At 55.3% G+C, this 20,935-nt stretch carries 18 protein-coding genes; 10 read left to right on the forward strand and 8 right to left on the reverse strand.

Features of this window, described 5'->3' with window-relative positions:
- Positions 1-24 precede the first annotated feature (24 nt).
- The 4 genes from ACYVI1_RS09005 (at position 25) to ACYVI1_RS09020 (ending at position 4,379) form a co-directional block, all read left to right on the forward strand.
- Entirely contained in the window at positions 25-2,340 is a 2,316-nt protein-coding gene (locus tag ACYVI1_RS09005; protein ID WP_460909042.1) for a xanthine dehydrogenase molybdopterin binding subunit, read from the forward strand.
- On the forward strand, positions 2,303-3,277 hold the full coding sequence (locus ACYVI1_RS09010) for an XdhC family protein (RefSeq protein WP_460909044.1): 975 nt from the start codon (positions 2,303-2,305) through the stop codon (positions 3,275-3,277). Before ACYVI1_RS09005 ends, ACYVI1_RS09010 begins: the two co-directional genes overlap by 38 nt.
- 292 nt (positions 3,278-3,569) lie before the next feature.
- Positions 3,570-3,833 (forward strand): hypothetical protein, encoded by a 264-nt coding sequence (locus tag ACYVI1_RS09015; protein WP_460909046.1) that lies wholly within the window; start codon positions 3,570-3,572, stop codon positions 3,831-3,833.
- Positions 3,834-3,896: 63 nt separating this feature from the next.
- A complete protein-coding gene (locus ACYVI1_RS09020) occupies positions 3,897-4,379 on the forward strand; it encodes an Hsp20/alpha crystallin family protein (protein ID WP_460909048.1) in 483 nt (160 codons plus the stop codon).
- Between the two features lie 89 nt (positions 4,380-4,468).
- On the opposite strand, the gene ACYVI1_RS09025 is transcribed toward ACYVI1_RS09020, so the two are convergent.
- Entirely contained in the window at positions 4,469-4,933 is a 465-nt protein-coding gene (locus ACYVI1_RS09025; protein WP_460909050.1) for a CHRD domain-containing protein, read from the reverse strand.
- Between the two features lie 289 nt (positions 4,934-5,222).
- On the opposite strand from ACYVI1_RS09025, the gene ACYVI1_RS09030 reads away from it, so the two are divergent.
- Complete coding sequence (locus tag ACYVI1_RS09030) at positions 5,223-7,610, forward strand: aconitate hydratase (RefSeq protein WP_460909052.1); 2,388 nt, start codon at positions 5,223-5,225, stop codon at positions 7,608-7,610.
- Between the two features lie 73 nt (positions 7,611-7,683).
- On the opposite strand, the gene ACYVI1_RS09035 is transcribed toward ACYVI1_RS09030, so the two are convergent.
- From ACYVI1_RS09035 to ACYVI1_RS09045, 3 genes are read right to left on the reverse strand one after another with little or no spacing between them, the layout of a single operon-like run.
- Entirely contained in the window at positions 7,684-8,220 is a 537-nt protein-coding gene (locus ACYVI1_RS09035; RefSeq protein WP_460909054.1) for a GNAT family N-acetyltransferase, read from the reverse strand.
- A gap of 16 nt (positions 8,221-8,236) precedes the next feature.
- Entirely contained in the window at positions 8,237-9,724 is a 1,488-nt protein-coding gene (locus ACYVI1_RS09040; RefSeq protein ID WP_460909056.1) for a helix-turn-helix domain-containing protein, read from the reverse strand.
- Positions 9,725-9,737: 13 nt separating this feature from the next.
- Positions 9,738-10,838 (reverse strand): o-succinylbenzoate synthase, encoded by a 1,101-nt coding sequence (locus tag ACYVI1_RS09045; protein ID WP_460909058.1) that lies wholly within the window; start codon positions 10,836-10,838, stop codon positions 9,738-9,740.
- 84 nt (positions 10,839-10,922) lie between these two features.
- Between ACYVI1_RS09045 and lpxK the strand changes: the two genes are divergently transcribed.
- The 5 genes from lpxK (at position 10,923) to ACYVI1_RS09070 (ending at position 17,025) form a co-directional block, all read left to right on the forward strand.
- A complete protein-coding gene (gene lpxK, locus ACYVI1_RS09050; protein ID WP_460909060.1) occupies positions 10,923-11,987 on the forward strand; it encodes a tetraacyldisaccharide 4'-kinase in 1,065 nt (354 codons plus the stop codon).
- Positions 11,988-12,038: 51 nt separating this feature from the next.
- Positions 12,039-14,057, forward strand: coding sequence for a putative porin (locus ACYVI1_RS09055; protein WP_460909062.1), 2,019 nt, complete (start codon positions 12,039-12,041; stop codon positions 14,055-14,057).
- Positions 14,058-14,221: 164 nt separating this feature from the next.
- Positions 14,222-15,967 (forward strand): GMC family oxidoreductase, encoded by a 1,746-nt coding sequence (locus ACYVI1_RS09060; protein ID WP_460909064.1) that lies wholly within the window; start codon positions 14,222-14,224, stop codon positions 15,965-15,967.
- Positions 15,968-15,972: 5 nt separating this feature from the next.
- Entirely contained in the window at positions 15,973-16,611 is a 639-nt protein-coding gene (locus ACYVI1_RS09065) for a gluconate 2-dehydrogenase subunit 3 family protein (protein ID WP_460909066.1), read from the forward strand.
- Positions 16,612-16,866: 255 nt separating this feature from the next.
- Positions 16,867-17,025: a hypothetical protein gene (locus ACYVI1_RS09070; RefSeq protein ID WP_460909068.1), complete on the forward strand. Its 159-nt coding sequence runs from the start codon at positions 16,867-16,869 to the stop codon at positions 17,023-17,025.
- 156 nt (positions 17,026-17,181) lie between these two features.
- Here ACYVI1_RS09070 and ACYVI1_RS09075 read toward each other — a convergent pair whose 3' ends face one another.
- Genes ACYVI1_RS09075 through ACYVI1_RS09090 form a run of 4 tightly spaced genes read right to left on the reverse strand, consistent with a single transcriptional unit; the run spans position 17,182 to position 20,865 of the window.
- Positions 17,182-17,844 carry a hypothetical protein gene (locus tag ACYVI1_RS09075; RefSeq protein WP_460909070.1) on the reverse strand — a complete coding sequence of 221 codons (663 nt, stop codon included), beginning with the start codon at positions 17,842-17,844 and terminating at the stop codon, positions 17,182-17,184.
- Positions 17,845-17,893: 49 nt separating this feature from the next.
- Entirely contained in the window at positions 17,894-19,147 is a 1,254-nt protein-coding gene (locus ACYVI1_RS09080; protein ID WP_460909072.1) for a hypothetical protein, read from the reverse strand.
- Between the two features lie 2 nt (positions 19,148-19,149).
- Entirely contained in the window at positions 19,150-19,617 is a 468-nt protein-coding gene (locus tag ACYVI1_RS09085; protein ID WP_460909074.1) for a QcrA and Rieske domain-containing protein, read from the reverse strand.
- Between the two features lie 24 nt (positions 19,618-19,641).
- Positions 19,642-20,865 (reverse strand): di-heme oxidoredictase family protein, encoded by a 1,224-nt coding sequence (locus tag ACYVI1_RS09090; RefSeq protein ID WP_460909076.1) that lies wholly within the window; start codon positions 20,863-20,865, stop codon positions 19,642-19,644.
- Between the last annotated feature and the right edge of the window lie 70 nt (positions 20,866-20,935).

Genomic DNA, 20,935 nt, shown 5'->3' on the forward strand with positions numbered 1-20,935 from the left:
CCGCGTGCTATTCAGACATTAACCATGAAAAATATAGATTCCAGAACACACGTGCGGGGCGAATCGGTTTATCTGGACGATATTCCGACGATTCGCGGGACGTTGTTCGGCGCAGCTTTCGGTTCGCCCGTCGCACATGGCATCATCAAAAATCTGGATGTATCGGCGGCCGAAGCCATGCCCGGTGTAATCCGGATTTTGACGTACAAAGACGTTACGGGCGAAAATCAGATTGGCGGCATCATTCCCGACGAGCCGCTGCTGGCTGAACACCACGTCCATTTTTGCGGGATGCCCATTGCCTTTGTCGTCGCCGAAACCGACGACGATGCCCGCGCTGCTGTCAAAAAAATCACGGTCGAAATTGAGCCGCTGCCCATCATCACCGACCCCCGCGAGGCTCAGGCCAACGGCGAGTTGATTATTCCCCCCAAAGTCTTCCGACTCGGCAACACAACCACCGCCTGGTCGCACTGTACGCACGTTTTTGTTGGCCAGGCCGATACCGGCGGGCAGGAGCACCTGTACATCGAAACGCAGGGGGCTTATGCCATTCCGCAGGAAAACGACGGCATCAAACTGTACTCCTCCACACAGGGACCAACGGCGGTGCAGCGGGCCGTGAGCCGGTCGTCGGGTTTGCCGATGCACCAGATTGAGGTCGATGTGACGCGCTTAGGCGGGGGGTTTGGCGGCAAAGAAGACCAGGCCAATACGTGGGCTGCGTTGGTTGCTCTGGCCACGCACGTGCTGAAAAAACCGGTTAAATATGCCCTGAACCGCATGGAAGACATGGCCATGACCGGCAAGCGGCATCCCTACTCGTCGGATTTTAAAATCGGGCTGGACAACGACCTGCGGATTATTGCTTACGAAGCCACCTTCTACCAAAATGCGGGTGCCGCTGCCGATTTGTCGCCAGCCGTTTTGGAACGAACCCTATTCCATTGCACCAACAGCTATTTCGTTCCGAACGTGACCGCCACGGCCTACAGTTGCCGAACGAACTTACCGCCAAACACCGCCTTCCGGGGATTTGGTGGGCCACAGGGCATGTTTGTTATCGAAGCTGCCATTGCCAAAGCTGCTGACTCATTGGGCATTGATGCCTCAGTGATTCAGGCAAAAAACCTGCTGAAAACCGGCGATGAATTTCCCTTCGGGCAGATAGCGCAGAGTGAAGCCCCGGACTGCTGGCAGAAAGCGGAAGAGTTATATGCTGTTGAGCAAATCCGCACCGAAATAGCATCGTTCAATGACGCTAATGTGCTGTATAAGAGGGGGGTGGCACTTATGCCGGTTTGCTTCGGTATCTCGTTCACCAACACGCGCATGAATCAGGCACGGGCGCTGGTACACGTTTATACCGACGGGAGCGTGGGCGTCAGTACCGGGGCCGTGGAGATGGGGCAGGGCGTGAATACAAAAATGCTCCAGGTAGCAGCCCATGTATTTTCAATCAGTCCGGAGCGGGTCAAATTGTATACGACCAGCACCTACCGCATTGCCAGCACTTCACCCTCGGCTGCCAGCGCCACCGCCGACCTGAACGGAAAAGCCGTAAAACTGGCCTGCACCGAAATTGTGAACCGGCTGAAAACGGTAGCCGCTGACGAACTACAGACTGACATCGAGACGATTACGTTTGAGGAAGAGCAGGTCTTAATCGATGGAAAACCGACCGACTGGACCTGGGAACGGCTCGTGATGGCCGCTTTTTCCAAACGGGTCAGCCTGTCCGAACACGCCCACTACGCCACGCCGGACATTCATTTCGATTCGTCCATCGCCAAAGGGCATCCATTTGCGTACCATGTGTACGGCACGGCGATTGTGGAAGTAACGGTCGATTGTTTGCGGGGTATTTACGAAGTCGATGCGGTTAAAGTGGTGCATGATTTCGGGGCCAGCATGAACCCCGCCATCGACCGGGGCCAGATTGAAGGCGGCATCGTGCAGGGCATCGGCTGGATGACAATGGAAGAAGTTGTGTTCGATAAAGCGGGTCGGTTGCGGTCCAATGCCTTGTCTACCTACAAAGTGCCGGATATTTACTCCGTGCCAAACGAAATCCTGATTGATTTTCTGGAAACCCAAACCGACAATCTGGCCATTTTTCGCTCGAAAGCCGTTGGCGAACCGCCATTGATGTACGGCCTCGGCGCGTACTTTGCCCTGCGGAATGCGGTTCGAGCCTTCAACCCAACGGCCGCCATTCCGTTCGATGCGCCCATGACACCCGAAAAAGTGCTGATGGCCCTGTACGACGCTAACCCGGCTCCCGGCACCCGGCCCCTCGCTAATGACCAAACAGCTAACAGTCTGGCAGTTAATTTATAACAGTCTGCAACAGAACGTTCCGGTTATGTTGCTATATGTGCTGGAAAGCAACGGCAGCAGTCCCGGCAGGCAGGGTTTTCTGATGTCGGTCAATGCCGTTGGCGAGATAGAAGGGTCCATTGGCGGGGGTATTATGGAGCATAAGTTCGTTGAAATGGCAAAAGAAAGGTTACTCCATGCCCTGCCCGAACTGTCCATCCGAACACAGTATCACGACAAAAGTGCGGCCCACAACCAGAGTGGCATGATTTGTTCCGGCGACCAGACGATTCTGCTGTACCGGGTTCAGCCACAGGATATTAACACGATTCAGGCCATCATTACGTGCATGGAGCAGCACAAAAACGGGTTGCTCGAACTATCACCGGCTGGCATCTGGTTTTCTGCCGACGAGGTTCCCAACGTCGATTATCGGTTCACGAAGCAGTCAGAAAATGAGTGGGTATATCAGGAGAAAATTGGTCCCAAAAACAAGCTTTTCATTATCGGCGGGGGCCATTGCGCGCTGGCACTCTCGCAACTGATGCGCCAACTGGGTTTTTATATCCGGGTTTATGACGACCGTTCGGACCTGCACACGCTGCACCAGAACGACTACGCGCACGAAAAAATAATCGTGCAAGACTACAGTGAACTGACCGATTTGATTCCGTCGGGCCAATCCCATTATGTCGTCGTAATGACCGTCGGCTATCGCACTGACGACCTGGCTATCAGGGCCTTATTCGACAAAAGTTTCCGCTATTTTGGGGTACTGGGCAGCAAAACCAAAATTGAAAAACTGGTTGCTGAATATCGTGCAGAAGGTGTTCCGGCTGCAGTCTTAGAGCGGATTCAGGCACCCGCTGGCCTGGCCATCAACAGCCAGACACCGGAAGAAATTGCGGTAAGCATTGCCGGGGCCATTATCCGGGTGAAGAATGTGCCTGTAAATTAACGTAACTGCAGGTAGCTAAACTGTCACTAATTGCTCCCAAAAAAGGCCCCATGGACGACGATGGGGCCTTTTTTATGGGGGAATGATGCTCTCCGCTCGTGTTTTGTGAAGACTTCCCAAAAAAAGTTTGCCATCTGGTAAAGTAAAAGCATACGCCTAACCGTCATCTCTACCAAAGCCTTTAACCAGGCAGCGAGGCCACTGAAAAAAGGGTAAACATAAACCGCTTCTTCAGTCTCAACCGTCTTTTCGCCAACCGGGCTTTTAATCAATCATTTAACTGGTAAAGAACATGAACATCATTTGGAGAGTAGCCAGCGTAGCGCTGGCGGTTGCATTAGCCCTGTTTCTACTAACCCTCATTGTAAAAGTCCTGCTGGTAGGGGCGGGGCTGTTCCTGCTGGCCAGGGTAGTGGGGCCGCGTTTGGCTGGGCGGGCTTTTGGTCGGTTTGGCCGGGGTAGCTGGCAGTCCGCCGACATCATTTCCATCGACAACCCAGCCTACCGTTCGGGCGGTAACCAACGCAGTTTGGGCCGGATTATTTCCATCAGTTAAGCCAGAAATGGTCAACAAAACGTAAAACAACCACGTAAACACAAGACTAAAACACACACAAACATGTATTCAAAACAAGCATTCGAAGCGGGTAATAAAGGCGGTTGTGGCTCCATGGGCCGCGGTAAATTTGGCGGTCACTGGGCCGGTCCAGCGTTTGGGCGGGGTAAAGCCGGGGGGTTCTGGGGACGTCATGCGGGGGGCGTTCAGCAGGTGCCGGTCAATATTGAAGAGACTGACGCCGACTATATCATTTCATTATTTGCGGCTGATCTGGTCAAAGAGAACATTACCCTGGCCGTGAAAGACGATGTGCTAACGATTTCCTATCAGGGTACCGACCAGTCGGCTGACACCGAAGACGCCACGACTGGCAACTATACCTACAAAGAGCATGTCAATCGTTCGTTTGAGCGGTCGTTTCGGCTCAACGACAAGGTCCTCACGGAAAGCATCACGGCGAGTTACACTAATGGCGTTCTGAAAGTGACGTTGCCTAAGAATCCGGCGACCAATAAACCCGCCCAAACGATTACTGTGGCGTAAACGGGTTAGGTGTAAACAGCAAAAAGGCCAGTGCCGTACAAACGGACTGGCCTTTTTGCTGTTTACGTTATGCAGAATAAACAGATTACCTACTTTTTCTTGATATCCCCGCGAATCTCGCCACCTTTATAGACTGTCGTATGCAGGTTAGCGTAATAAAACCCATTTTTAAGACTATCCACCCGGTTTTGGTTCGCCAGTTGAAAGGTGCCGATAATAGGACTGGTCAGACTGGTAAAGGGTATTTCAACACCCCCTGTGCCATCGGCAGCCGTAATACGGTGTAAGTGCCCGGCTGTTACTGTGGAGGTGAAAGGGCCAGTGTACGTGACAGTATAACTTAGCACGCGCGTTGTTGCATCCACAACACCTGCAAACGTACCGGTTGCCGCTGAACTGGTCGAGGCTGGCTTTTCACTGGCCCCATTGAGCGTTGCCGTTAAGGTAGTCGATGTTGAGGTGACGGTTGGATTTTCATCGTTGCCACACGATGAAAAGGTTAACCCTAACGCCAGCAGAGCGGCAAGGTAAAGGAAACTTGTTGTCTTTTTCATAGTACTTCGTGTCAAGGGCACTGCCCGTTCGTATTGCTGAACTCCTCGCGTAATAGTATATATACGAGTTAAAGCTGCAAGATAGATTGATTCTGCGTTTTTGCCTAAAAAACAGAGCCAATGGTTTTGGAAGGGGTTCGTTCGGCCAGCAATTACCAGCCTTTTGACGTAATATTTCCAAAACGAATGAGAATCTTCTAATTTTGACCCGCAACCAGAACCCATTTTCTAAATTCGCTGGTTGTTTTACCAAGCAGGTCCTTTCAGTAACCCGTTATTCCTATTAGCTATGGCTTTTGATTTAGACATGATTCAGCGCGTGTACGCTAACCTCGGCGAGCGCGTCGAAGCCGCCCGGCAGGCCGTGGGCAAGCCGCTGACGTTGTCGGAGAAGATTTTGTACAGCCACCTCTTTGCCGGTTCTGGTGCGGCATCCCAGCCGATGCAGGCCTTCGAGCGGGGGAAAGCCTACGTGGACTTCGCGCCCGACCGCGTAGCCATGCAGGACGCCACCGCTCAAATGGCCCTGCTGCAGTTCATGCAGGCCGGTCGCCCGCAGGTGGCCGTGCCGTCGACGGTGCATTGCGACCACCTGATTCAGGCCGAAGTAGGCGCAGACAATGATTTGGCTATTGCCAAGAGTAAGAATAAAGAAGTATATGACTTCCTGGCGTCAATTTCCAACAAGTACGGCATTGGCTTCTGGAAACCGGGTGCGGGCATCATTCACCAGGTCGTACTCGAAAATTATGCGTTTCCGGGTGGTATGATGATTGGTACCGATTCGCACACGCCCAACGCGGGTGGTTTGGGCATGATTGCCATCGGTGTTGGCGGTGCCGATGCCTGCGACGTGATGGCAGGCCTGGCGTGGGAACTGAAAATGCCCAAACTCATCGGCATAAAACTGACCGGCAAACTCAGCGGCTGGGCATCGGCTAAAGATGTCATTCTGCGCGTGGCCGGTATCCTGACCGTGAAAGGCGGCACGGGCTGCATTGTCGAATACTTTGGCGAAGGTGCCGAAAGCCTCTCTGCAACGGGGAAAGGCACGATTTGCAACATGGGGGCCGAAATTGGCGCCACAACCTCCATCTTCGGCTACGATGAAAAAATGGCCGATTACCTGCGGGCAACCAGCCGCGCCGACATTGCCGACGCAGCCAACGCCGTGAGAGCTAACCTTCGCGCCGATGAGGAGGTCTACGCTGACCCTGCCGCCTATTACGACCAACTCATCGAAATCAACCTCTCCGAACTGGAGCCGCACATCAACGGCCCCTTCACACCCGACCTGGCCTGGCCCCTGTCGAATTTCGCCAAAGCGGTCAAAGAAAACAACTGGCCCCAGCGGCTTGACGTGGGCCTGATCGGTTCCTGCACCAACTCCTCCTACGAAGACCTGACCCGGTCGGCGTCGATAGCGGAGCAGGCATTGAGCAAAAATCTGAAAGTCCGTTCGGAGTTTACCGTAACGCCCGGTTCGGAGCTGGTGCGGTTCACCGCTGAGCGCGACGGGCTGCTGCAAACTTTCGAAAACATGGGTGGGGTGGTTCTGGCCAATGCCTGCGGCCCCTGCATTGGCCAGTGGGCGCGGCACATGGATGACCCAACCCGAAAAAACTCCATCATCACGTCGTTTAACCGGAACTTCGCCAAGCGCAACGACGGGAATGCCAGCACCCACGCCTTCGTGGCCTCGCCCGAAATCGTGACGGCCTTAGCCATCGCGGGTGATCTGACATTTAACCCCATGACCGACACCCTCACCAACGAAGCGGGTGAGCAGGTGAAACTCGATGAGCCGCAGGGCATCGAGCAGCCCGCCAAAGGCTATGCCGTTGACGATGCGGGCTATCAGGCTCCGGCGGCCGATGGGTCGGGTGTGCAGGTGCTCGTTTCGCCAACCTCAGACCGCCTGCAACTGCTGGCGCCGTTCCTGCCCTGGGAAGGTACTGACATTACGGGCCTCAAACTGCTCATTAAAGCCAAAGGCAAGTGTACAACCGACCACATCTCAATGGCCGGGCCGTGGCTCAAGTATCGTGGGCACTTAGATAACATCTCGAACAACATGCTGATTGGCGCGGTGAATTTCTATACCGAGAAAACCAATAGCGTGAAAAACCAGCTCACGGGCCATCCAGCCGGGGGCCATCCAGCCGGGGGCCATCCAGCCGGGGGCCATCCAGCCGGGGGCCATCCAGCCGGGGGCCATCCAGCCGGGGGCCATCCAGCCGGGGGCGAATATGGCGAAGTGCCTGCCGTTCAGCGGGCTTACAAAGCCGCTGGCATCGGCTCAATCGTGGTGGGTGACGAGAACTATGGCGAAGGCTCCTCGCGCGAACACGCGGCTATGGAACCCCGTTTCCTGGGCGTTCGGGCCATTCTGGTGCGGTCCTTCGCCCGGATTCACGAAACGAACCTGAAAAAGCAGGGAATGCTGGCCTTAACCTTTGCCAACCCGGCCGATTACGACAAGGTTCAGGAAGACGACACCATCGACATCGAGGGACTGACCGAGTTTGCGCCGGGCCGTCCGCTCGAAATCGTGCTGCACCATGCCGACGGGTCGACCGACGAGTTTTTAGTGAATCATACCTACAATGAAGGACAGATCGAGTGGTTCAAAGCGGGTGCCGCGCTGAACATCATTCGGATGAAGCAGAGCGCGTAGGCAGCCTTCAGCGTAACGCAGATTTTCAACCCGGCCAAACTGCCTGAACAGGTAGCGTTGGCCGGGTTTGACTTTACCCATAAAACCTTTCGTAAATCCGCTCCTGGATCAACTCGCTGAACCTGTCGAATTCTTCCCGCTGGCGAATGGCCGGAATCGATAGTAGTGTCATCGGAATCGCCGGATCCCCTCGCCGATAGGGCGGCTGGGCATACGGGAATGGGTTAATCGAAAACCCCTGCCGTTCATAAAACCGAATGCGTCGTTGGCTAATGGCATCCGTGGGGCATTCGGCTTCCAGCAAAATGTGAGCGAAATCGAGTGCCAACACGTGTCTGAGGGCCTGCTGTCCAAACCGTTGACCACGCAGGTCAGGGTCAACGGCGAGGTGTTCGATAAACAGCACACTGGTATCGGACCAGTGCCAGTAAATGATAAAGCCAACGGGCTGGTCCTCCGCAACAAGGGCGCAGAGGTGCGTGTCAGGGCAGGCGAGTAACTCGATTACCTGATCGAACGACCGGCGCTCGCTGGCCGGAAACGACGTTTCATACCAAACCTGAATACGCGCTAAGCAGGGGTGCGGTTGCGTAATCCTGAGCAGATGCATAGTAGCCCGTTACCCGTTACGGTAAGGCGTCCAGTGCTTTCTTCATGGCCGCAAACTGCCGCTTTTTTTGCAGGACAGTTGGCGCAGCAACCCGTTCGCGGCAGTCAAAAATGCCGCAGCGCTCGCAGGCTTCGTTCACGACCCGGAACGTCACTTCGCCGGCAGGCGTGTTGAGAAACGCCATCTTGCTCTTCAGCGTGTCGTTCACGGCAAAACACATCGACAGGCTCATGTTCTGCTGAAACTGCGGCTGAAACGGGTGTGCGACCGAAATAATAAGGTATTGCTGGCCCGAATCGGCATATTCGGAAAGTTGCGCCCGGCAAAGGGTACTGTCGAAGCCTTTGTTCTGCTGTAAAAACTGAAGCTCCTGGAGAATGGTCCAGGCAATCCACCGCCGACAGAAATGCTCATCGACAATGCCACGTGGCCCCTGTTGCCGCGACAGGTGCATCTCTTTGGTTAGCTTAAAGGTCGTTTGGCCGGGAACATGATTGAAGCGGTAGAAGAAGAGCTGGTCGATGCCAAACTGACTCGGCAACACGTTGCTCAGCCGGTAAAAAAAACGCTCGGGCGTGGCGTCAAAATCAACGATCAGTTGCAGAAAAGCCTCATTACTCCAGGTTGGCCGGGCAAATAAGTCGCTGAGCCGGGCAACCAGTTCATCCCGGCGAATAAGAATCGCGCCGGCAAAGTAGGAGGCTTTGTAATTGTTCAGGATTTGCTCGAACGACTCGGCTTCAACCCAGGAGTAGGTATAGGGGCGATTTTTGAGATGGACAAACTGAAACCCTGCTTCGCGGGCCAGAATAAACGACCGTTGCTCGGCCGACAGCCCGGCATTCAGGTACAGGGTGCGGTGTTCGGGCCGAAAAACCGACCGCAACCCAACCAGTTCGGGGTGCGTGAGCGGATCGAACGGTTCAAGCCGAACATCATAGCGGGTTTTTAACAGGTTGGTCAGCAGCGCTTCGGTAACCGGCTGGCCCGGCATGGGGGCAAATTCCGCCAGGAATCGGTCGGCATCAGCCTCGATATCCGGGAAATAATTGTCGTGCATTTCCTGATACGACCGCAGCATGGTCAGGTACAGCCGCTCCACACTCATGTTGTAACTCAGGGCAATGTCCATGAAGGTACGAATCATGGCGCTGACTTTGGCGGGGGCCTCGGCCAGCAGTTCGAGCAGGTCCGAGGGGTCGATGCCGAAGAGTTCGAGCGGAATTTCGGTCAGGAACTTCGAGCGCAGCAGGTCGGAAATGGGCTCGAGCTTCTTGCTCAGTTTCAGCGATACCAGCGTATCGTAGTCCACCTGCATGGCATTGGCTAAGGCCGAAATCTTGTCGGCTTTGGGGTATTTACGGCCCTTTTCGATTTCGGTAACATACGAAATCGACAAGCCCGACTGATGGGCCAGCTCGCTGACCGACAGGCCCCTGTCGATGCGTAGCTGGCGCAGTTTCAGGCCAAACAGCAGGCGGATATGATCGGCGGGCAGGTTCAAGAGAAACGGTTGGTTAGTGAGGAGTATCCATGGCAAGTGCGTCGAAGTTCCAGCCCTGGGCCGGGTCGTAATGGAGCCGGCCCTGCTCCACCACGAGCGGGCTATCGACATTGTTCCGGTACAACTGGCCGGTGCCCAGCCCCTGGGGCAGTAGCTGTTTAAACTGAGCCGTATACTGGGCAATGGCGTTGAGGCCGATATTCGACTCCAGGGCCGAGGTAATCCACCAGCCAATGTTGAGCCGCCCGGCCAGTTCGATCCACTCGTCGCAGTGGCGAATTCCTCCCAATAAGGTTGGCTTGAGCACAATATACTGGGGCTGAATTTTTTTCAACAGCCGGAACTTATGCACGTATTCCATTTGCCCGATGAGCTCCTCGTCCAGTGCAATGGGCAGGGGAGTATGCTGGCAAAGGTCGGCCAGCAGGTCGGGCTGCCCGGCCCGGATGGGTTGCTCAATCGAATGGAGGTTGTAGGTGGCCAGCCGTTCGAGTTTGGTCATAGCGTCGGCAGGCTGGAAAGCCCCGTTGGCATCGACGCGAACCGTGACGTCTTCGGCCGAATAGCGGTCCCGAATCATGGCCAGCAGGTCGCATTCCTGCTCAAAATCCAACGCCCCAATTTTTAGTTTCAGGGTAGTATAGCCTGCCTGGAGTTTTTCCTCAATTTGCTGGCGCATGAAGGCCGGGCTGCCCATCCAGATTAAGCCGTTGATCGGTAGTGAACGCTGCCCCGTCGTAAACTCAGACGGTTTAATCAGGCGCGTACCACCCGCCAGAAAATCGAGCATAGCGGTTTCAAAGCCAAACAAAATACTCGGAAACTGCGGACTGATAATCTGATTCAGGACAATAGGCACATTCCAGCTAAATAACTGAAGGTCTAACTCGTTGAATTCCTGACAGTAAGCGCCTAAACGCTCGGCAAAATCGGGCCGATCGTCATAACTCAATCCGGTCAATGGACCACATTCCCCGTACCCAGTCACCGCTGGCGTTTCCGCATCGAAAAGCCGGATAATGTACGACGTTTTCTCCGTGAGCGTGCCGCGCGACGTACCCGCTTCGAAGCGAAAGTGCAACGTGTATGTAAGGTAGTCGGCTTTTAAACTCATTGTACTGAACGGTGAGGACGGGCGTTCCCAGTCCTAAAAGTACTAATTTTGGCTACTCAAGCGGGCAATATTACGAAATTATTAATGAAACTGTTTACGATAAAATGGTTACTATTTCCAGCCAGTGGACTCTACGGACTACTAACGGAGATTCGTAATTGGCTCTTTGATAGCCAGTTATTAAACTCATTTGCCCCCCCGGTTTACACAATCAGTGTCGGTAATCTCACCGTCGGCGGTACGGGAAAAACGCCCATGATTGAGTTATTGATTAAACGGTATGCCCTTGGAGGACCGCATCCGGCAAACCAAACCGCAACCCTGAGCCGGGGCTACGGCCGGCAAACGACCGGTTTCCGAATCGCCACCGATGCTGACACCGCCCAAACGATTGGAGACGAACCGCAGCAGCTTCACCGTAAATTTGGGTCTCAGGTGCGGGTATGCGTGGGCGAACGACGGGCGGAAGCCATTCAAACCTTACTGCAAACGCATCCGGAAACAAACTGCATCCTGCTCGATGACGCCTTTCAGCACCGGGCGGTGCAGCCACACCTGAACATCCTGCTGATGGACTATAACCGCCCACTCTATGCCGATTATCCCTTCCCCGCCGGGCGGCTGCGCGAACGACGACACGGCGCCAAACGGGCCGATGCGATTGTGGTGACCAAGTGCCCGAACGATTTGTTTGCGACTGAGCAACAGCGGATGGTGGACAAAATTCGCCCCTATGCCCACCCCGAAACCCCCATCTTCTTTGCCGGGCTGCGCTACGGAAATCCGGTATCCTTTGCCACCCATCAGCCCAATGCCCGCCTGCGGAACGTGGCGCTGGTATCGGGCTTGGCCAACGCCAGCCCGCTGGAGCAGTACGTCCGGCAAACGTTTCAGCTACACCGGCATGAGCGGTTTGCCGACCATCATCCCTACCGCCGTTCGGAGGTCGATAACCTGCTCAAAAAGCTGCCAGCCGGAACGGCCCTGCTCACAACCGAAAAAGACTGGGTTAAAGTAGACGCCTTGCTGACAGCGGACGAACGGGCAGCGTTGCCATTGTTTTACCTGCCGGTAGCCGTGCAGTTTTTACCCGGTCATGAAATCCAATTTACGCAGTTTCTGGACCGGCACAGGCTTAAAAATCCTTAATGGAGCCGGCTCAACTTCGGCTATCGACTATTTTAACGTACTTTTGAGGGAATGAATCGGCGCCTTCTTACTTTACTTTTTTTGGTGAGTTCCTTCGCCCTGGTCCAGGCGCAGCAGTTTCCGGGGACAGGCCAGCAGCCCGGCGGCTTTCCGGGTGGGTTTGGCGGACGGCAGAGCCAGGCGGGTTCGGTTTCGGGCAGTACGGGCAGCAATGGCATCGACGATTCCACGAAAGTGATTTACGGACCGAAATCGACGCGCTACGTTCTGGAGGATGATCTGTTCGCCAATCGCCGGAAACTCTACACCGTCGATACGACGATGGACGATGTGCATCGGTTCACGTATGTGCAGCGGACGCAGAATCATTACCAGGATTTAGGCACCCTCGGCACGCCCATCCGGTCCGTGTTTTTGCCCGTGCCGCAGCAACTGGGGGCGCAATCGGGCTATTCTGTGTTCGACCCGTATGCCTACCAGACCATGCGGGTGAAGTATTTCGATACCAAGTCGCCGTTTTCGGATATGTACTTAGCCCTCGGCGGGCGTGACCAGAACATCCTGCGCTTCGACTTTACGCAAAACATCAATTCCCGCGTCAATGCCGGGTTCAATGTGCAGCGATTTACCTCTCAAAAGCAGTTTGGCACCAGTGGCACCAATGATCCCTTCAAACTGCTGGCTCAGAACTGGGGGTTTCTGCTGCACACCAACTACCGCTCGAAAGACGAGAAATACACGCTGCTGGCGCACTTTAACAACATGAACCACAGCCTCGATGAGCAGGGGGGCGTGTTGCCGGGTCAAACCGGTACCGGCGCCGAAATTATTTATAATTATACCGGCGACTCCCGGCTACGCAGCGGTAGTTCGAGCATGCAGGGGCCGCACGGCTGGGAAATCCGCAACGACTGGCACGCCTACCACCAGTATGTGCTGGCGAATGGGTTTCAACTCTACCACCGGTTCGACTACCAGGTCCGCAAGAATTTTTATCAGGACGATACCCTGCGGCTGAATCAGTCGGTTACGCCCATTACGGATACGACTCCCCTGCGGTTCTATCCGTCCATTCTGGGTGATAGCTCGCGCATTGAGCAGTTGGCGCGCTTCCGGCTGCTTGAAAATCAGGTTGGTCTGAAAGGCATTGCCCAGTACAAAGGGGCTTCGTTCAATTACCGCGCTTACCTGCGGATTCGTAACTACCGGCAGTCGACGCGGTACAACACCTCGCGAGGTACCTATAATGAATACGAAACCCCCCGCACCGAAACGTTAGTGGGCGGCTGGTTAGGCTATTATTTTCCCGATAGTCTCTCGCGGGTGACGGCCGAACTGGAGTATCAGGTGGGTGGGGGATTCCGGCTGCAGGGGCAGCTGGAGAGTAAATTCCTGACGGCGGGCTACACGTCCATGTTTGTCAATCCAACCCTGATCCAGGAGCGTTACCAGAGCCTGATTTTTTCCTGGCGCAACAACTTTAGCCTGCGCGGCTACAACCATGCCTACGGAAAACTGAACCTACGCTACAAACAACTCCGGCTCGAACCCGGCGTCGATTATTACCTGCTCAGTAATTACATCTATTTCGACGAGCAGGCCACTCCCCAGCAGGTCGACGGGTCGTTCAGCGTCTTGCGAACCGGGCTGGGGTATCAGCTGCAGGTGGGTAAATTTCTGCTGGGCGGGCAGGCGTATTATACCGTTCAGTCGCGGACGGATGTGCTGCGGACCCCGCCCTTCTTCGCCAATGCCCGGCTGCAGTACGAATTCCTGTATGCCAAAGTGCTGTACATTCAGGCTGGGGTCGATCTGCATTATAAATCGCCCTATTATGCCGACGCCTACATGCCCCTTACCCAGCAGTTTTACCGGCAAAACCGCCAGCCGGTGGAGGGCTATGTCCTGGCCGACCTCTACGCCAACTTACGCATTAACCGCACCCGGCTGTTTGTCAAACTCACCCACGCCAATCAGGGCGTATTTCAGCCCGGCTATTTTGTTGCGCCCGATTACCTGCAAATGCGCCGGGGATTTGCCTTCGGCGTAGACTGGTATTTGTTTGACTGAGCGGTTTGGTTTGTTTCAGGTTCAACGTTTCAGGGTCCAGGTTTTCTGACAAACGGGGAATCCGGCCCTGGAACGCTGAACCTGAACCGACAAACTTTACCCGCTGTCTAAGTAAACCCGTACTAGATACGCCTTTCCCAATAAAATCAATCTTAACGTTCTGCATGGACTTATTTCAGATTCCCAAACCTCAAACGACCTACGACGTAGCCATCGTTGGCTCCGGAGCCGGGGGGGGCATGGCCGCTTATACGCTGGCGAAAGCCGGGGCCAAAGTCGTACTGCTGGAAGCGGGCGGTTATTTCGACCCCGCCGACCCGAAGTACATTACCCAACTGAAATGGCCCTGGGAATCGCCCCGGCGCGGAGCCGCTACGACGCGGGCGTTCGGTGATTTCGATGCCGCCTGGGGGGGGTGGGACATTGAGGGCGAACCTTATACGAATGTACGGGGGTCTGATTTTCAGTGGTTCCGTTCGCGGATGCTGGGCGGGCGCACCAACCACTGGGGCCGCATTTCGCTCCGGTTTGCGCCCGACGATTTCCGGCGTAAAACCATGACCGGCGTGGGCGAGGACTGGCCCATCACCTACGACGACATTAAACCGTTTTACGACCGTGTTGATCGGCTCATCGGCGTGTTTGGCTCGGTCGAGGGTCTGCCCAACGAACCCGACGGCATCTTTCTGCCGCCACCCAAACCCCGTCTGCACGAACTGATGATTCGCAAAGGCGCCCGCAGCATCGGCATTCCGGTGATTCCATCGCGGCTGTCGATTCTGACAAAATCCATTAATGCCGAGCGGGGTGCCTGTTTTTATTGCAGCCAGTGCAACCGGGGGTGTCAGGCCTATGCCGATTTCTCCTCCTCGTCGGTGCTGGTGAAACCCGCCCTGAAAACGGGCAACGTCACTCTCATCAATGGGGCGATGGTCCGCGAGGTCATCACTGACCCGGCAACGGGTCTTTGCACAGGCGTCAGCTATGTCGATACGCAGACCCTGCAGGAGATTACGGTGAAGGCCAAATCAGTCGTACTGGCGGCCAGCACGGGTGAAACAGCCCGCTTACTGCTCAACTCCAAATCGAGTCGTTTTTCGGCGGGGTTGGCCAACAGCAGCGGGGTCGTTGGCAAATACATCAACGACTCGACCGGGGCCAGCCGGTCGGCGTTTATTCCGTCGCTGATGGACCGCAAACGCTACAACGAAGACGGCGTGGGCGGTTTGCACGTGTTTACCCCCTGGTGGCTCGATAACAAGAAGTTAGACTTCCCGCGTGGCTATCACATCGAATACTCTGGCGGGATGGGCATGCCCTCGTATGGGTTTGGCTGGAACATCGAAGCGATGAACGGCATGCTTCCCGCCCGCGATGGCAGCAAGAAGCCGGGCGGAGGGTATGGCGCGGGGCTGAAAGACGATTACCGCCGGTTCTACGGGGCCTATATCAGCATGGCCGGGCGGGGTGAACCCGTTCCGCTCGAAAGCAACTACTGCGAAATCGATCCGAATGTGGTGGATAAGTACGGGATTCCGGTCGTTCGGTTCAACTACAAATGGTCGGATTACGAAATCAAACAGGCCAAACACATGCAGGAGACCTTCGAGGAAATCATTCACTCGATGGGTGGTATTGCCCTGGGCGCCAAACCCGATGCGTCGACTAACTATGGCCTGGCGGCTCCGGGGCTGATTATTCACGAGGTGGGTACGGCCCGGATGGGCAACGACCCCAAAAATTCGGTCCTGAACAAATACCAGCAGGCGCACGACGTGAAAAATCTGTTCATTGTCGATGCCGCGCCGTTCCCTTCCCAGGGCGACAAAAACGTAACCTGGACGATTCTGGCCGCATCCATGCGGACCAGTGAGTATCTAATTGACCAAGTCAAACAAAAAAATATGTAAGCCCTATGAAACGCAGAGACTATCTGAAAGCCCTTTCGCTCACCGGCTTTGGCTTAGCGGTTAATCCCGTCGAAGCCGCCGTACCGGCACCCCCCGATACCAAACCCCTGAAAATACCGGGTGGCCGGCAGAAGTTTGAAGCCGAGCGCGATGCCCGGCTGAACGCCGAGAAATTCTTTACCCCCCACGAGTTGCAGACCGTCACGGTCTTGTCCGACATCATCATCCCCGCCGATGAGCGGTCGGGGAGTGCCTCGCAGGCGGGGGTGCCGGCCTTTATCGAGTTTATGATGAAAGACCAGCCCCGCAACCAGACGCCCATGCGCGGGGGCATCCGCTGGCTCGACAACACCTGCGTCAAACGCTATGGTAAACAGTTCGTGCAATGCACCAAAGCCCAGCAGATCGACATGGTCGAGCAGATTGCCTACCCCGCCAAAGCCAAATCCGATATGACGCAGGGCGCTTCGTTTTTCTCCATGATGCGAAACCTGACGGCCACCGGCTTTTTCACCAGCCAAATGGGGGTTAAAGACATCGGGTACGTGGGTAACGTGCCCAACCAGTGGGACGGCGTGCCCGAGGACGTGCTGAAACAATACGGCCTGGCCTACGAAGAGCGCGAACTGACGCAGGGGAAATAATCGTATTTACTGACCCGGAAAACGGCCTCATCTTTTCGACGAGGCCGTTTTTATATAGCCATAGCTGTACTCAGGTTGCGTTGCGACAGAGGCAGGCGCATCTGCAACGTGTTTGCTACTTGTATCCAGCCCATATACTTCAGAATTTCCGATCTTTTCCCGTACTCACCGAGGTTTATGCCTGCCTTCGGCACCAGCTAACAGGCGGTCATTCTGTAATTTAGGGAGGATTAAACGGGCTGCAACCGGCTCTTGATGCACCTCATCTCCGTGGTGGTTATAAAGGATAAACGTGCTCTGTTTGGCCCGTGGGATGATCAGGTAAAGCACAAAGACCTCCTGCCGTTCGTAGCGGGCCTGGTGTATTCCCCACCCCCCACGCGCTGGAATGATCGAACACTGGCTATCAATTGACTGAGCCAGCGCAATTGCTCGACCGGATTTTCACACCAGTGTGACGCGCTACGAACTGGCAACCTCTGGCACGTCAGCAAGTTCAGGGCCGTCAATCCAACGGTTTTTATCAACAAGCGCTTTAAGATGCCGTCAGCCATGTTTACAGAGAAGCTGTCAAAATTTGATGACCACCATCGCGGCCGTAAAAGCCGCAAACGTCGAGTAAGCCGCAGCCCGGTGGTACGGCTTTAGGGTAGGATTCGTATCTATTTTCTTCGCCAGAATATTGGTCGCGATCATTCCGGTAATGTGGAGGATGGCTAAATATTTATGAATTTTAATCGAGTTCAGCTTCCGCTCCCGTTTGCCAATTAACGGGGGCGGGGCCGTTAGCGACAGCAAGGCAGTCGTCGCATAGGAAATATTGACCAGCGTCCCCACCGTCTGGTGGGCATTGCGGAGCCGGGTATAGTCAGTGCCCTGGGCATTGTATAAATTAGCCCCCAGGATACCCTGTGCCAAAAAACCCGCCATCGTGACAAAGCCCATGATCTGATGACTCACCAGCATGGTGCGTCTGATTTTTAACTCTTTCTGACGGCTTTCGGTGTTGAGCGGTGCCAGACCCGTCAGGCGTAGTAATCCCTTCTGCCCCCAGAACGCCCGCTGGGTAAACACCATCCGCTCCGGCAGTAGCGGCTGTTCAGCCGAGCTACTGTCGAAGAGTTCAGTCAATAAACTATCAGCGGCCGACGGCTTCGGCACATTCGTAGTATCCTGCGCCTGAAGCGACAAACTCACCAGGAGCAGCGCAAACGCGAAAAACAGGTGTTTCATAAACGAAAGAGCGTACCACCCGTGCATGCACGGGTGGTACCTGAGAACATTAAAAATAGGTGGAAAAGCCGAACTGGAAACCGGCGGTTTTGGCTGGTGGGTTGCCCAGCAAATCGGTTTGCCAGTGGTAACGGTAGTTCGCCCGGATCACCGTTGCGGGTGAGGGGCGGAAACTCACGCCCGGCACGATGGCCCACAGGTCATCACGCAGCGGATCCCCGGTCTCGTCAAAATAGCCCACGTTATAGTCGACATTCTCCACCCGCAGGGCTGCGTTAACAACCGCTTTGTTCCAGCCCAGCATCCGTTTTCTAACCAGTGGGTGGACAATATCTAACCACCACCCCCGCTGTCTGCGGCCAAACTGCTGCGTGTAGGTGGCTGGGACATCGACCCGCGCCCAGACGACCTCGCCGTTGATAAAGGTGCCGACGGGTAGGGTCGTATTAACGTCTACGGCCATCACATCGACCCGCCGACGGACATCCAGTACCAGCCCGTCATCCTGGAATTTATTAAACACGCCCCCCATCCACGACAGCCCGATTTCGCCCACTTTGCGCCGTTTGATGGCCGTTTTAAGCGTTACTAAGGGTACGCCATTAAAGCTTTCCTCGAACCGATCCCGGTTGGCTTTGGTCGCGGGCAGAAACGTCCGGTTCTGGGTATTGGCGATAATCTGATCATCAAAGCCGTTACTCAAATACGCTTCGTAGGCCCACACCCAGTTGCGGGTGTATTTTTTGCCATAAATGCCAAAGCCGACGTTACTCCAGGTGGAGGGAATGATCGTCACGGCTGAAAAGGGGCGGTCGATGAATTCCCATTTGGGGCCATCATGGTTTTGATTGAACGAGCCAATGGGGTTCATAATGATGCCCCCCCGCAGGGTCAGCAACGGATGCAGTTCGATGTCCATTGCAGCGAACTCGATATTGATTTCCTTCGTACCGTCCTCAAACTCAATCTCGGAGAGGAATTTGATGCGCCGGTTGATGGTTGACGCCAGAAAAATCGTCATTCGGCGCATCTGAAACGATAAGCCTTCGGTAATACCCGCCGTTTGCATGTACTGCGTATTGGCTTCTAAGTAGCCCCCCACCGATACCGGCAGCTTATTGGCGGTCAGAAAAGGCCGGTCATACGTGGCATCCATGTTCAGTTTGAGTTGCTGGTCCCCCTTTCGCCGGGTCGTGTCGCGCCCGAAAAGCTGGTTGAACGCTGCGCTGGAATCGGTTTGGGCGTGAGCCGTTGTTTCCAGCAAGGTCCAGCCGATAAGCAGCAGGAGTAGTCTGTGTTTCATGGTCAGCCGATGTTAATAAATATGTTCTGCTCGTCGGTCGTCACGCGGTAGGTCGTCAGGTTTTTTTCGGCGGGGCCTTCGGTCACCTTCCCTTCGGCATCATACTCGCTGCCGTGTGCCGGACAGCTTAAGTAGCCATCATGGGCGTTGAGTTCGTTCCCCTGGTGGGTGCACTTCATCAGCACCGCCGTGTATTGCCCTTCGGCCCCCGACCGGCGCAGGTAGATCGGGTGGGTCTGCCCTTTCATCTCCACCAGAACGAAGGGCCGCAGGGTCACTGCCCCTTTCTTGTCGACAATCTCGAATTCTTTTTTGCTGACCTGAATGGCCTTGTCTTTCAGCACGGGCATTTGGGCGTAGTAAACACTTTTGCAACTACTCAGCAGGACGGGTAAGCTAAGGGTGCCGAGGCAAACAGCCCCACAGGTTTTCAGGAAGTTTGTGCGGGAAATGATCGTATTCTGTTCCATGGATTGCCAGAAAAAGAGGTTGGTTTAGAGTGATTCCAGAAAGGCGAGCAGTTGACCCCGCTCGTCGGTCGTGGATTTGGTGAATTTTTCGCGGCTGCGCTGGGCTTCTCCCCCGTGCAACTGGATGGCTTCTTCGATGGAGCGGGCGCGTCCGTCATGCAACAGGAGTACCTTACCCCCCTGTGAATTTTTCGACAGGCCTAAGCCCCAGAGCGGGGGCGTGCGCCACTCAGCGGTTTTGGCCGTTCCTTCGGTATACCCATCGTCCAGCCCCTTGCCCATGTCGTGTACTAATAAATCGGTATACGGCCGGAAGGTCTGGTTGGTCAGCACCGCTACGTCTGACTGGGTGGTTTTCCATTCAGGGATGTGGCACTTGCCGCAGTCCAGCTTCAGGAAGAGTTGCTGACCGGCTACCACAGACGGGTCGGTCGGTGTGCGTTGCACAGGCACTTTCAGGGTACGCAAATAAAAGACGACGGCATTGACTTTGGCCGACGACACTTCGGGGTCGTCCACCCCGTCTCCTGCCTGGGCTGACACGGCATAGTTGATGGGGTCTTCAGGGTCGAATTCGCTGGTGATGCCCATGTCCTGTTTGTAGGCGTTGACGGTCTGATGCAGCAGGTCGATGGCCGCGGCTTTCTTGCCGAATCGCCCAACATACCGCCCATTCTGCGGTTTATGGAACCACTGGGGTCTAAAAAAGCCCGGCGCATCGATCCAGTTGGCGACACCTGAAATGCCATCCCCGTCTTTATCCAATGGGTCAGCATTGGCCAGTAGCTGCTCGTCGGTCAGGGCGGCCAGCAGGCCCAGACCGGTGTTGGCCGGGGGCATAAATTTTGAGAAGGGAGCACCCGCCGGCAAGACTTCGGGCGTGCTGCCGTGAATAGCACGGTTTTGGAGTTGTGGCCCGCCCTGACCCAAAAATTGATTCCCAGTCTCGTCGTGCTGGCCAAACCGAATCAGCGTCGTAAAGGGTACGCCCTTGCCATCACCCGCATGGCAGCTCCCGCAGGAGGTAGCCACAAAAGTCGGCCCCAGGCCCGTAGCCGGGGTAAAGATGTCGTTGTTAAAGGCTACATCGCCCGCCAGAAACAGGGCATTTTGTTCGGGCGTCAAGTCGGCGATTGGCCCATCGAGCAGCGCGTCCTCTTCGACGGCATCGGGTAGCAGAGCCTCGCAGGCCACCGCTCCGAACAGGAGAGAAGCAAGAAATAGGTATAGTAAAGTTGTCTTCTTCATGAGATGAGAATGGTTTGAGAAAAAATCGTCAGGCTACACAGCGATCCAGCTATCGTTAACCGGCAGGCTA

Source organism: Spirosoma areae (assembly GCF_054781775.1).

Bases quoted from the DNA above. Each gene is read 5' to 3' on its own strand.
- lpxK (WP_460909060.1), top strand. From the start codon at position 10,923: ATGAAACTGTTTACGATAAAATGGTTACTATTTCCAGCCAGTGGACTC.
- ACYVI1_RS09020 (WP_460909048.1), top strand. From the start codon at position 3,897: ATGTATTCAAAACAAGCATTCGAAGCGGGTAATAAAGGCGGTTGTGGC.
- ACYVI1_RS09045 (WP_460909058.1), bottom strand. From the start codon at position 10,838: ATGAGTTTAAAAGCCGACTACCTTACATACACGTTGCACTTTCGCTTC.
- ACYVI1_RS09060 (WP_460909064.1), top strand. From the start codon at position 14,222: ATGGACTTATTTCAGATTCCCAAACCTCAAACGACCTACGACGTAGCC.
- ACYVI1_RS09080 (WP_460909072.1), bottom strand. From the start codon at position 19,147: ATGAAACACAGACTACTCCTGCTGCTTATCGGCTGGACCTTGCTGGAA.
- ACYVI1_RS09035 (WP_460909054.1), bottom strand. From the start codon at position 8,220: ATGCATCTGCTCAGGATTACGCAACCGCACCCCTGCTTAGCGCGTATT.
- ACYVI1_RS09070 (WP_460909068.1), top strand. From the start codon at position 16,867: ATGCACCTCATCTCCGTGGTGGTTATAAAGGATAAACGTGCTCTGTTT.
- ACYVI1_RS09030 (WP_460909052.1), top strand. From the start codon at position 5,223: ATGGCTTTTGATTTAGACATGATTCAGCGCGTGTACGCTAACCTCGGC.
- ACYVI1_RS09090 (WP_460909076.1), bottom strand. From the start codon at position 20,865: ATGAAGAAGACAACTTTACTATACCTATTTCTTGCTTCTCTCCTGTTC.
- ACYVI1_RS09015 (WP_460909046.1), top strand. From the start codon at position 3,570: ATGAACATCATTTGGAGAGTAGCCAGCGTAGCGCTGGCGGTTGCATTA.
- ACYVI1_RS09085 (WP_460909074.1), bottom strand. From the start codon at position 19,617: ATGGAACAGAATACGATCATTTCCCGCACAAACTTCCTGAAAACCTGT.
- ACYVI1_RS09010 (WP_460909044.1), top strand. From the start codon at position 2,303: ATGACCAAACAGCTAACAGTCTGGCAGTTAATTTATAACAGTCTGCAA.
- ACYVI1_RS09075 (WP_460909070.1), bottom strand. From the start codon at position 17,844: ATGAAACACCTGTTTTTCGCGTTTGCGCTGCTCCTGGTGAGTTTGTCG.
- ACYVI1_RS09065 (WP_460909066.1), top strand. From the start codon at position 15,973: ATGAAACGCAGAGACTATCTGAAAGCCCTTTCGCTCACCGGCTTTGGC.
- ACYVI1_RS09055 (WP_460909062.1), top strand. From the start codon at position 12,039: ATGAATCGGCGCCTTCTTACTTTACTTTTTTTGGTGAGTTCCTTCGCC.
- ACYVI1_RS09005 (WP_460909042.1), top strand. From the start codon at position 25: ATGAAAAATATAGATTCCAGAACACACGTGCGGGGCGAATCGGTTTAT.
- ACYVI1_RS09025 (WP_460909050.1), bottom strand. From the start codon at position 4,933: ATGAAAAAGACAACAAGTTTCCTTTACCTTGCCGCTCTGCTGGCGTTA.